11 protein-coding genes are annotated in these 11,065 nt (G+C 62.5%); 2 read left to right on the top strand and 9 right to left on the bottom strand.

The genetic code is table 11. The features are described from left to right. The 7 genes from VIM98_RS18940 to efp all read right to left on the bottom strand — a co-directional run. On the bottom strand, nucleotides 1-430 hold a 430-nt coding region (locus VIM98_RS18940; protein ID WP_331994661.1), incomplete at its 3' end, for a GTP cyclohydrolase, FolE2/MptA family. 104 nt (nucleotides 431-534) lie between these two features. Further along, nucleotides 535-1,398, bottom strand: coding sequence for a squalene/phytoene synthase family protein (locus VIM98_RS18935; RefSeq protein WP_331994660.1), 864 nt, complete (start codon nucleotides 1,396-1,398; stop codon nucleotides 535-537). Continuing rightward, a complete protein-coding gene (locus tag VIM98_RS18930; protein ID WP_331994659.1) occupies nucleotides 1,395-2,075 on the bottom strand; it encodes an HAD-IA family hydrolase in 681 nt (226 codons plus the stop codon). The genes VIM98_RS18935 and VIM98_RS18930 overlap by 4 nt, the downstream gene beginning before the upstream one ends. Continuing rightward, nucleotides 2,072-2,776, bottom strand: a complete 705-nt coding sequence (ubiG, locus tag VIM98_RS18925) for a bifunctional 2-polyprenyl-6-hydroxyphenol methylase/3-demethylubiquinol 3-O-methyltransferase UbiG (protein WP_331994658.1) — start codon at nucleotides 2,774-2,776, stop codon at nucleotides 2,072-2,074. Before ubiG ends, VIM98_RS18930 begins: the two co-directional genes overlap by 4 nt. A gap of 72 nt (nucleotides 2,777-2,848) precedes the next feature. Beyond that, on the bottom strand, nucleotides 2,849-3,103 hold the full coding sequence (locus tag VIM98_RS18920; protein WP_331994657.1) for a YciI family protein: 255 nt from the start codon (nucleotides 3,101-3,103) through the stop codon (nucleotides 2,849-2,851). Nucleotides 3,104-3,116: 13 nt separating this feature from the next. Next, nucleotides 3,117-4,448 carry a TRZ/ATZ family hydrolase gene (locus VIM98_RS18915; RefSeq protein WP_331994656.1) on the bottom strand — a complete coding sequence of 444 codons (1,332 nt, stop codon included), beginning with the start codon at nucleotides 4,446-4,448 and terminating at the stop codon, nucleotides 3,117-3,119. Nucleotides 4,449-4,608: 160 nt separating this feature from the next. Next, a complete protein-coding gene (gene efp, locus VIM98_RS18910; RefSeq protein ID WP_331994655.1) occupies nucleotides 4,609-5,187 on the bottom strand; it encodes an elongation factor P in 579 nt (192 codons plus the stop codon). 127 nt (nucleotides 5,188-5,314) lie between these two features. Between efp and epmB the strand changes: the two genes are divergently transcribed. Both epmB and VIM98_RS18900 read left to right on the top strand, forming a co-directional pair. Then, a complete protein-coding gene (epmB, locus tag VIM98_RS18905; protein ID WP_331994654.1) occupies nucleotides 5,315-6,337 on the top strand; it encodes an EF-P beta-lysylation protein EpmB in 1,023 nt (340 codons plus the stop codon). A 125-nt stretch (nucleotides 6,338-6,462) separates the two neighbouring features. Further along, on the top strand, nucleotides 6,463-8,514 hold the full coding sequence (locus tag VIM98_RS18900) for a GGDEF/EAL domain-containing response regulator (RefSeq protein WP_331994653.1): 2,052 nt from the start codon (nucleotides 6,463-6,465) through the stop codon (nucleotides 8,512-8,514). A gap of 303 nt (nucleotides 8,515-8,817) precedes the next feature. Here the strand turns inward: VIM98_RS18900 and VIM98_RS18895 are convergent, their stop codons facing one another. Then, the gene (locus VIM98_RS18895) at nucleotides 8,818-9,282 is read right to left on the bottom strand and encodes a DUF2147 domain-containing protein (protein ID WP_331994652.1); all 465 of its coding nucleotides are present in this window, start codon (nucleotides 9,280-9,282) and stop codon (nucleotides 8,818-8,820) included. Nucleotides 9,283-9,373: 91 nt separating this feature from the next. After that, on the bottom strand, nucleotides 9,374-10,822 hold the full coding sequence (locus VIM98_RS18890; RefSeq protein ID WP_331994651.1) for an outer membrane protein transport protein: 1,449 nt from the start codon (nucleotides 10,820-10,822) through the stop codon (nucleotides 9,374-9,376). Nucleotides 10,823-11,065 lie beyond the last annotated feature (243 nt).

The following is an 11,065-nucleotide window of genomic DNA, read 5'->3' as shown; positions in this document are numbered from 1 at the left end:
CGGTGAGGCTGGCCTCGATGCACACCGGATAGGCGCGCCAACCGCTGTTGCCACTACGCAGCGCGGGGCGGCGTACCAGATGCTCGAAGCGGATGCTCAAGCAGGCGCGATCGGAAAGATCCTTGTGCGAATCCAGAAAGCTGCGCAAGAGATCGCGCAGCCCGCTCGTACTGAGCGTACGGCTGCTCAAGGCCTCTTCCACCAGGAGATAAAGCCGCGACATATGGATGCCGCGCTTGTCCGGGCGATGCAAGTTGACGAACGCACCGACGCGCGCGCTGCTGCGTTGCACGTCGCCGTCGCCAGCATCGAAGCGGACCGGCACCTCGATGCCATCCATGCCGACCCAGTCCAATGCACCGGCCAGGTGCGGTTGCGCATGCACGGCGACGTCGGGAAGCAGGCGAGCGGTGTTTTCCGGGGTGTACATGATCGATCCTTACCGAATCTCGACGGGCCAGCACGACCCGAGCCATCAATCTTGGGGCAAGCCCCGCCCGGCTCAATAGTCCCGCCGGGGAAACGCTGCGTCCGTCAGTCGCCAGCCTGGCGATGCCAGGCACGCGCCGCGCGCCAGGTGCGCCAAGCCAGCCCTAGGCCTCGTGAGTGCGTGCTCTGGCGCAGACGGTTTAATGGATCGGCCGCTTCCACTGCGCGCTCGACCTGACGACGCCCCTGATCCGCCTCCAACTGACGAAATACGCTGACCGGCCCCGGCAACCGCGCAGCTACGGCCCAGGCGTGCCGCAGGTCACCCAGTTGCGCGCGAATGGCCGCTTCGCGCTCCTGCCCCGGCTGCCGCAACTGGGCGCGGCTCAGACCGAAACGGGCCAGTCGCGCCATCGGCAAAGGCAGGCGGTCGCGCTCGGCATCTTCTTCCAGCCGTAACAAGCCATGCAGCAAATGAGAAAGAGTAGCCCACTGGGCCGCACGCTCGGCCGAAGCCGACGCACCGAACCACCAGGCGTTCTCCAATCGTGCCCAGGCACCGTGCAGTTGCGATGCCGCGGCAAGCTGGGACGGGAAATCCGTCGCGGTACCCTCTTCCAGTTGCGCCATCGCCGCGAGGACCGGGGCCAGCCAGCGTTCGTTGCCAAGCGCATGGGCGCGTTCGTCGTCGAACAGCACCTGGGTCAGCGGATGCCGCCCTCCGGTATTCGCCGCACCGGAAAGCTCCTCGGCCCACCAATTGAGTTTGGCCGCAGCCACTTGAGGCTCGCGAATGCCATAGGCCGCGGAGAGGAGCTCCTGCTCCAGGGCCGCCAGTGCGATATGCCCCGGATAACGGCGAGGATCGACAAAGACCAGCGCGATGCGTTGCTGAGGCTGCACCGCCAGCCACTTGTCGACATAGCTGTCCAGCGCAGTATGTTCGTCATGAGCGGCGGCAGCGTTCATGCCACTGCCTGGTTATGCACGATCCACGCGGCCAATTCGTCGGGGTGGTCGATCACCGCGTCGGCGCTCCATTGGCGTGGGTCGCCACCGTCGAGATAGCCCCAGCTCACCGCCACTGTGTAAAGACCGGCCGCATGACCGGCCTGCACGTCGCGGCGATCGTCGCCGACGAACAAGCAATGTGCTGGATCCAGCCCCGCGCGTTCGCAGGCAAGCAGCACCGGCGCGGGATCGGGCTTTTTCACCGCCAACGTATCGCCGGACACTATCGCGCAAGCACGCGTCGTCCAGCCGACCCGGTCGATCACCTGGTCGGTCAGGAAACCCGGCTTGTTGGTCACCACCCCCCAGGCGATCCGGTTGGCTTCGAGCACCTCAAGCAACGCGTCGATGCCGTCGAATGGCCGGGTGTGCTCGGCCAGCATGGATTGATAGAGATCCAGGTAACGAGGCACTAAAGCCAGGATGCCGGCCTCGTCGCGGTCGGGAAAGCCGCGCTTGATGATCGCCCGCGAGCCGCGCGATACCACCTCGCGCACGGCAGGGTAAGCCGGCGGCACGACGTTTTCTTCTTCGCACTGGCGACGCAGCGCGGCGTACAGATCGGGCGCGCTGTCGAGCAAGGTGCCGTCGAGGTCGAACAGGACGCCCTGAATGGAAGAAGGCAACGGTTTCATGCGGGCTTGCGTGCGCTCAGCAGGTAGTTGACCGCAGTCATCCGGCCGATCCATGCCTTGCGGGTGATCGGGTTGTAGCCCAGGCCGGAAACATCTTCCAGTTCCAACCCGGCCTGCCGCAGCAGGCGGCCCAGTTCGGACGGCTTGAGGAACTGCGCATAGTGATGCGTACCGCGCGGCAGCATGCGCATCACATATTCCGCACCGAGGATGGCCGCACCGAACGCGGCCGGCGTACGGTTGAGCGTGGACATGAATACCCTGCCCCCCGGCTTGACCATCGCGGCCAGATCGGCCACCAGCGCGACCGGATCGGGCACGTGCTCGATCAGCTCCATGCAGCACACCGCATCGAACGCGCCGGCTTCGGCAGCCGCCAGCTCGGCGGACGATTGCAGGCGGTAATCGACCTGCAAGGCCGACTCGTGCAGATGCAGCTTGGCAATCTGGATGACTTTTTCGCCCAGGTCGATGCCGGTGACATAGGCTCCCTGGCGCGCAAGCGCTTCGCTGAGCAAGCCGCCGCCGCAGCCGACATCGGCGACGCGAGCGCCGCGTAGATCCATGCGCGCAGCCACATAGCCCAGGCGTACCGGGTTGAGGTCGTGCAACGGCCGGGATTCGCCATCGGGATCCCACCAGCGCGAAGCCAGCTTGTCGAAGCGGGCGATCTCCTCGGGGCTTACATTGGCAGCGTGCATCACATCGTCCTCACATCGCCGGCGCGAACGCGCCGATCGAAACAGTCTACTTCCCCTTGCATGGCGCCTCGCTTAGCGCGCGTCCCATTCGTGCAAGGTGACATCCCAGCCACCGCTGGTGTGCACTGGGTCCTGCTGCACGATCGTCCGCGCCGCATCGATGCTCTCGGCGCGAATGATGTACGCACCGCCGCTCTTGTCCGTGAACGGACCGGAGAGCTCCAGCGTGCCGCCATTGCGCAAGCCCTGCAGGAAGGCCTGGTGCGCACTGGCAGCGTCCGGGTCGAAATGCGGCCGACGCATAGCAAGAACGAGATAGCGATTCATGGCATACCTCCGATCAGGTCGCAGCGATGCGTTCGCGCCACGCGCGGGTCTTGGCCAGGATGCCCTCGACATCCACGTCGACCAGTTCGCGCTGACGCAACTTACGCACGCCGGCGATCCATACATCGCTGACCTGATGCCGTCCGGTGGCGTACACCAGCTGCGAAGCGATATGGAACAACGGCTGCGTCTCCAGGTCGGACAGGCGTACGGCCGTCAGATCGGCCTGCTTGCCCGGCTCGATCGAGCCGATCCGCGCATCCAGCCCCATCGCCTTGGCCGCATTGAGTGTGGCCGCTCGCAGCGTATACGCCGCGTCGAAAGCCGCCGCATCCTCAGCCACCGCCTTGGCCAACAGGGCCGCGGTGCGCATTTCACCGAACATGTCCAGGTCGTTATTGGACGCGCAGCCGTCGGTGCCGAGGGCCACATTGACACCGGCCCGGCGCAATTTCTCGACCGGGCAGAAACCCGAAGCCAGCTTGAGATTGGATTCCGGGCAATGGGCCACCGACACGCCGGCCTCGGCACACGCGGCAATCTCGCCCTCGGTGATCTGCGTGAAATGCACGGCGATCAGGCGATCGTTGACGATCCCCAGGCGCTGCAGGCGCTGGAACGGGCGCAGACCGGTCTTTTTCTTTTCTTCCTCCACCTCGTGCGCGGTCTCGTGCGTATGCAGGTGCACGGGAATATCGAGCTGGTCGGAGAGCACGCGGATACGCTCGAAACTGGTATCGGACACGGTGTACGGCGCATGCGGCGCGAATGCGGTAGAGATCAATGCATCGCCGCGGAAACTGTCGTGTACTTCGCCCGCGCGCTCGAAATATTCGTCGGGCGCCTTGGCCCAGGCGGTGGGAAACTCGATTACCGGCAGGCCGACGGTGGCGCGAAAGCCCATGCGCCGATAGGTCGCGCCAATCACGTCGGGAAAGAAATAATTCTCGTTGGCACACGTGGTACCGCCGCGCAGCATCTCGGCCACTGCCAGCTCCACCCCATCGCGCACGAATTCCGGCCCGATCACCTTGGCCTCGGCCGGCCAGATGTGCTGCTGCAACCAGACCATCAGCGGCAGGTCGTCAGCCAGTCCGCGCAGCAAGGTCATCGGGTTGTGCGTATGGACATTGATCAGGCCGGGGATAAGAGCGTGCTCGCTCAATTCGACCCGCTCGCGCGGCGCATAGGCCTGGCGTGCCTGGGTAATCGGCAGCAACGCCACGATCCGATCGCCATCGATCACTACGGCGTGATCTTCGAGCACCGTGCCATGCGGCTCGACCGGTACGACCCAGCGCGCTTCGATGGACAGGTCGACGGCTTGCGGTTGGGGAATCGTCATAAGTCTCATGGCCTTGGGTTAAAAATCGGGGCGGAACACCTTGCGGTGCCGCCCCGTTTAGCTTGGGTCTCTCAGTCGGATCCGGTGAAGTACATCTCGCACTTCGCGTTGCCCGCATCACAGAATCCCAGGGCGTGCCCCTTTCGAGGTTCGCCTGCGATCACTTCACGCGGCTGACGTACTCGCCCGAACGCGTATCGACCTTGATCACTTCGTCCTGCCCCACGAACAGCGGCACGCGGACCACGGCGCCGGATTCCAGCTTGGCCGGCTTGCCACCGCCACCGGAGGTGTCGCCACGGACACCCGGGTCGGTCTCGACGATCTTCAACTCGACGAAGTTCGGCGCCTGCACGGCGATGATCTGCGTGCTGCCATCGGCCTTGGTCCAGGAGGTCACCACGCACTCTTCGGTGCCCATCAGCCACTTGGACGCATCGCCCACGCCGGCTTCATTGGCACGGTGCTCGTTGTAATCCTGATCGGAGAACACCCACTGGTCGCCGTCCTTGTAGGAGAAGGTCATATCGGCATCGACCACTTCGGCGCCATCGACCTTGTCGCTGGACTTGAGGGTCTTTTCGGTCGTGCGACCGTTGACCAGATTACGGATCTTGATGCGGGTGAAGGCCTGGCCCTTGCCCGGCTTGACGAACTCGGCGTCGGTGATCACATACGGGTCGTTGTCCACCAGGATCTTCAAGCCCGTTTTTACGCCGTTGAGGTCGTAGCTCGCCATTTGCGCTGAACTCCAAAGGAAAAAAGTGTGTTCTTTACCTGTCCTGGCACATCGCGCCGCGCCAGGAACGTTGTAAGCGGTTAAAATACCGGTTCGAACGGGCCGGAAGGCCCGCACAGGGCCACCTATGATAACCGCAAGCCCCGGCGCCCGCATAACACCGGCCGCGCCCCAGCCTATCGCCGACTGGCGCCAGCTTTGGCGCGAGTCGGTGACGGACGCCGCCGAACTGCTGCGCCTGGTCGGGCTGGAGCATCTCGCCGAGCGGCTGCCGCCAGGCGATGCGGGGTTCGCATTGCGGGTTCCCCGCGGCTTTGTCGGCCGCATGCGTCATGGCGATGCGCAAGACCCTCTGCTCCGGCAAGTCCTGCCGCAATTGGCCGAAATGGAAACCATGCCGGGCTACGCGCTGGACGCGGTAGGCGATATGAACGCCCGTGCCGCCAAGGGTGTGCTGCATAAATACCAGGGCCGCGCATTGCTGATCGCCAGCGGCAGCTGCGCAATCAATTGCCGCTACTGCTTCCGCCGACATTTCCCTTACGGCGAGGAAATCGCCGCAGCCGGGCAGTGGCGCCAGGCGCTGGACCATGTCCGGCAGGACCCGAGCATCCGCGAGCTGATCCTGTCCGGTGGCGACCCGCTGTCCCTGACAACACCCAAGCTGGCCGAGCTGAGCCATGGCCTGACCCAGATCCCTTCGGTCACCCGGCTGCGCATTCATACCCGACTGCCGGTCGTGCTCCCCGAGCGCATCGACGATGCCTTCGTGCAATGGCTGGCCGACCTGCCGCAGCAGAAAGTGGTCGTCCTGCATGCCAATCACGCGAACGAGTTCGATACCGCCGTGGATCGCGCCTGCGCCGCGCTGCGCGAGGCGGGCGCCACAGTACTCAACCAGGCCGTCCTCTTGCGCGGCATCAACGACGATGCCGATGCGTTGACTGCGCTCTCCGAGCGACTGTTCGCCGCCGGCGTGCTGCCTTATTACCTGCATCAGCTCGATCGGGTCCAGGGCGCGGCACACTTCGAAGTCAGCGACGAGCACGCCCGCGCGTTGATCGAAGCCGTCCGCCAGCGCTTGCCGGGTTACCTGGTCCCCACGCTGGTGCGCGAAGTCGGCGGCGACGGGTCCAAGCGCCCCATATGAGGCCACCCTCATACAAGAGAACGCTGGCAGTCGTCGCAGTAATCCGTTAAAACCCTTTTTCGGGCCGCCGGACGCGACGTGTCCCAGGCTCAAGCGCTTTCGGTGAAATCCAAGGATCGTTCGACGTGTCGACGAAAACAGACCTGGTAATCAAGATTCTTTTCATCGAAAAATCCGTCGAGGACGCCGAGCAGATCATCAGTCTGCTGCGCAATAACGGTATTGCCGTACGACCGGCGCGCGCCACCGACAGTGCCCAGATGCAGGCCGCGCTGGACGAGCTGGGCCCGGACCTGGTGATGTTCGATCCTGAAATCGGCAGCCTGGAGCTACGCGAAATTACGCGCCTGCTGGATGGCCATGGACGCGATGTGTCGCTGATCGCCCTGGTCAGCCAGTTGGACAACGATGCGGCCACGGACATGTTCGTCAATGGAGTACGCGGCATCGCACTGCGCTCCCAGCCGCGCCAATTGCTGGCCGTCGTGCAGCGCGATTTCGAATCGCTCAACACACGCCGCCAACTGCGTCGCCTGGAAGCGGCCCTGCGCGAAACCGAGCGCCGTTGCGATGCACTGCTCGACTCCTCCACCGATGCCATTGCCTATGTTCATGAAGGCATGCACGTGCGCGCGAATCAGGCCTACCTGGAAACCTTCGGCTACACCGATTTCGATGAATTGCTGGGCTTGCCCGTGCTGGACATGATTGGCCCCAGCGACGCCGAAGAGTTCAAGAGCACGCTCAAGGCGTTGTCGCGTGGAGAAAAAATACCCGGTCGCCTGGAGGTGCAGGCGCGTCGCGCCGATGCAAGTGCCTTCAAGGCCAATGTCGAATTCGCTCATGCCACGTTCGAGGGCGAGCCCTGCCTGCAGGTCGTGTTCCGCCGGCAGAAGGTCGACCCAGGCGTGATCGAGCAATTGCAGCGCGATCCGGTCACTGGACTGTTCAATCGCGCACGCATGCTCGAAACCATCGACCAGGCGGTCGCCGCCGCCACCGAAGGCAATATGGGGCAGGCCCTGCTGCTGATCGAACCGGACAACTGGCAATCCGTGGTCAGCGGTGTCGGCTTGGGCAAGGCCGATGAACTCCTGGCCGCGTTCGCGACCAAGGTCGAATCCTTGCTTGGCCCGGACGACACGGCCGGTCTGCTCGGCGAACACATGATCGGCGTGATGCTGCATTCGCGTAACGACGAAAGCATCAAGCAGTGGATCGAGTCGCTGCAAACGAGCATCGCGGGCGAGATCTTCGACGTGGGTGCCCGCTCGCTGACGGTCGCCGTAAGCATTGGCGGCAGCTTGCTCAGCGAAAAGAACGCCAATACCGAACTGCTGCTCGACCAGGCCAATCAGGCGCTTCGCAACGCGCAAAGCCAGGGCGGCAATCGCAGCGACCTGCACGATCCGGCCGCCCGCGAAAAGGCCGATGCCGAACGCGAACGCTATTGGCTGAACCTGCTCAAGCAGGCGCTGGCACAGAACGATTTCGTGCTCTATCACCAGCAGGTGATCAGCCTGCAGGATGCCGAGGGCGAGTTCTCCGAGATCCTGCTGCGGCTCAATGGCCCGCAAGGCGAAGTGCTGCCCGGCTTCTTCCTGCCCATCGCCGAGAAGCACAACCTCACCCCGGCGATCGACCGCTGGGTGCTATCGCATGCGATCGAACTGCTGCGGCAACGCGAACGCTTCGGCACGCCCTCGACCTTCTTCGTCAAGCTCACTTCCAACTCGCTCAACGATACCCAGCTAATCCCGTGGCTGGCCGACCGGATGAAACAGGCCGCGCTCAAGCACGGTACCATCGTGCTGGAGATGACCGAGAGCAAGGTGATCACCTCGCTGCGACCCGCGCAGGAATTCGTCAGCGCCTGGAAGAAGATCGGCGGCCGTTTCGCGCTGGAGCAGTTCGGTTCGGGACTGAACTCGTTCCAGTTGCTGACGCATATCGATGCCGACTACCTCAAGCTCGACCGCAGCTACATGGCCGACCTGCCGCAGCACCCGGAGAACCAGAAGCGCATCGCCGAACTGTGCCGCCAGGCCGGGGAAATGAAGCGCCAGACCATTGCCGAATGGGTCGAGGACGCTGCCAGCACGTCGCTGCTATTCGCCTGTGGCGTGGATTTCGTACAGGGGAACTTCCTGCAGGAACCTCAGCGGTTGATGGCCTGACACGTCCATCCCCTGAAAGCGTGGCTATCTTGCGTATAGGAGCAGCTTCAGCCGCGACAGGCTATGCCACGCCCTGGACAGTCGCGACTGAAGGGAACCTCGAAAAACTTGCTTTCTGTGGGAGCGACTTTAGTCGCGACAATCGTGCCTCACCGCAAGTCCTTGTCGCGACTGAAGTCGCTCCCACAACGATAGGATCCGCTTTCGCTATATTCGGGCGATGGAGAGGTTTTTAGACGTTCCCTGAAGCCGTTCCAACAAAAAAACAGGTCGTCGCTTGAAGGGAGGCTCGCTTGAAAACGCCTAGTTCTGGCGCTCCCAAACCTGGCTCCGTCCGATCAGCGAGAAACCGATGTAGCCATGCACATCGAGTTTCCGACCGCCGTCGGTCAGCGTGAGCTTGACCTTGTAGACCTTGCCGGTCTTCGGGTCGACAATCTTACCGCCATCCCAAACGTCGCCATCTTTGCTGACGTCCCAAAGGATGGTCATGCCCTCGATCGGTTGGTCTTTGCGGCTGCCGTCGCATTTGACGCACACCGGATGCTGACCGCCCTTGGCGATTTCCTCCGGTGAAAGATTCATCACCTGCAATACCTTGCCCTGCAACTTGCCGCCGTCATCGGTGATTTCGATTACCGACTTCTGCTTCCCGGTGACATCGTCGACCTGCTTCCAGGTGCCGACCGGCGTGTCATTAGCGGCCCATGCGTTGGCGACATAGATCAACAGTCCCGCAACGACGCTCCACGACAGCAAAGGCTTCATGTTGTTTCTCCTAAGATAAGGAAGCGGAAAATGGGGCGGAGTCCATTCCGCACCACTTTCCAGACACGCCTAGGGAGGGATCGGCGCGCCGTCAGAACTGATAGGTTGCGGTCAACGACGCCACATTGCCCGCGTCGGAGAACGAGCCGTTCATCGTGCCACCGCCGAGCGCCAGCGGGGCTGTGTTGTTGATACGCGGATCGCTGAGGAACTGATGCGAATACGCCGCGTCGATGGTGAAATGTTCGGTCGGCTTGTAGCCCACGCCGATACTGACGATCTTGCGATCGTTGTCAGGCACGCGCGGGTCGCGTGTCGTATCCGTGGTCGGCGTCTGATCCCAGGCAAAGCCGCCGCGCAACACCCACTGATCGTTGATCTGGTAATCACCGCCGATACTCAACGTCCATGAGTTCTTATAGTCCTGCGGCAAGGTCACGAGCTGCGTGCCGTCAGATACCAGGATCAAATTCTGAAACTTGGACCAGTTCGTCCATACCGCCGATGCGCCCAGCGTGAAGCGGTCACTGAACTTGTGCAGATAGTCGATGTTGACGAAGCCGGGCAGGTCCAGGTTGGCCGATGCCGGGCCGCCATCGGGATCCAGCTCCGGCAGTTGCAGCTGTGGATTGGCAGCGTTGAGCTGATTGAGAATAGGAATAAGCGAGATCAACGATTTGACAGAGACCGTCACCGGAAATCCGTCTTGACTGACCGTCTTTCCGTCGTTCGGGTAGTACATCCTGTACTCACCCTTCAGGCGATTGCCAACGCGCGAGTGGTAACTGATACCCAACGAGTCGTTGTCGCTAGGCTTGAATTCCGCACCCAGGAAATACCCCTGCGACCAGTCATGCACACGCACATTGATCTGCGCGACATTCTCCGGAAGGCTTGGCAGCGGACTTTGCAGAGCAAGCCCCGCTGCGCTGCCAACGTCGATACCGTTATTGAGCTGCGCGCGCGTACGCTGCGCAATCACGCCGAAGCCCAGAGAAAAGTTGTCGCTCACCTTGTAGCTGCCAGCCAGACTAAGACCGAATGACTTGAGCGATGTCATGGTGCCCCATTGAGCGCCGCGCCATTGGGAGTCGTACTTGGTCAGCAGGCCATACGGCACGTCGATACCGAAACCGAAGGCAAAGCGATCCGACACCGGCATCGCGTAGAACGCCGAACCATCGTTAATAAGGCGATGCCCCGCATTGGGCGTGTTGCCGGGGATATCGCGACCATATGCGTCCGTGGTACTTCCGTGATACTGCGCACTAATGTCGATACCGATCCATGAACCCTGCATCACCGGCCCCGTCAACCATGCCATCGCGGCAGGGTTGTTGTAGGCAGCCGAAGGATCGTTCTGCCATAGCGAACCGCCTGCGAAAGCACGACCATAACCTGCGGCATTGGTCACCGGCAGTTGAAACGCAGCGGCATGTGCCTGACGCGGCATACCGAAAGCCATCAACAGCCCAGCCGCCAGCGCAGTGCTGATCAGGACCTTGGCATGGGTTGGGGCAACAACTTTGCTTTTCTTCATGTCGACGCTCTCACATATGCGGTTCGCGGAAATAGACAAAAATCGTTGAAACAGCGTGCGGCAGCCGAATGGCTGGCCGCACGCCTGACTGCATCTAGCCGTTCACGAGCAAAGAACGACCACGGATCATCAGGGGCTGACGATCGAGAACGACGGGTTGGTGGTCAGCGTGCCGGAAACGCTGCAGATGCCCAGCGAGCCATTCAAGGTGATGGTGTTCGGTGTCGGCGGGGTGTTGTAGGT

Origin of the sequence: Dyella sp., from assembly GCF_036568765.1 — a bacterium.
Taxonomy (GTDB): domain Bacteria; phylum Pseudomonadota; class Gammaproteobacteria; order Xanthomonadales; family Rhodanobacteraceae; genus GSA-30.
Note: the sequence above shows the minus strand (reverse complement) of the source record. Positions and strands in the feature narration are given on the sequence as shown.

Excerpts from the sequence above, each read along its gene's own strand:
- VIM98_RS18935 (WP_331994660.1), bottom strand. The coding sequence starts at position 1,398 with ATGAACGCTGCCGCCGCTCATGACGAACATACTGCGCTGGACAGCTAT.
- VIM98_RS18930 (WP_331994659.1), bottom strand. The coding sequence starts at position 2,075 with ATGAAACCGTTGCCTTCTTCCATTCAGGGCGTCCTGTTCGACCTCGAC.
- ubiG (WP_331994658.1), bottom strand. The coding sequence starts at position 2,776 with ATGCACGCTGCCAATGTAAGCCCCGAGGAGATCGCCCGCTTCGACAAG.
- VIM98_RS18920 (WP_331994657.1), bottom strand. The coding sequence starts at position 3,103 with ATGAATCGCTATCTCGTTCTTGCTATGCGTCGGCCGCATTTCGACCCG.
- VIM98_RS18915 (WP_331994656.1), bottom strand. The coding sequence starts at position 4,448 with ATGACGATTCCCCAACCGCAAGCCGTCGACCTGTCCATCGAAGCGCGC.
- efp (WP_331994655.1), bottom strand. The coding sequence starts at position 5,187 with ATGGCGAGCTACGACCTCAACGGCGTAAAAACGGGCTTGAAGATCCTG.
- epmB (WP_331994654.1), top strand. The coding sequence starts at position 5,315 with ATGATAACCGCAAGCCCCGGCGCCCGCATAACACCGGCCGCGCCCCAG.
- VIM98_RS18895 (WP_331994652.1), bottom strand. The coding sequence starts at position 9,282 with ATGAAGCCTTTGCTGTCGTGGAGCGTCGTTGCGGGACTGTTGATCTAT.
- VIM98_RS18890 (WP_331994651.1), bottom strand. The coding sequence starts at position 10,822 with ATGAAGAAAAGCAAAGTTGTTGCCCCAACCCATGCCAAGGTCCTGATC.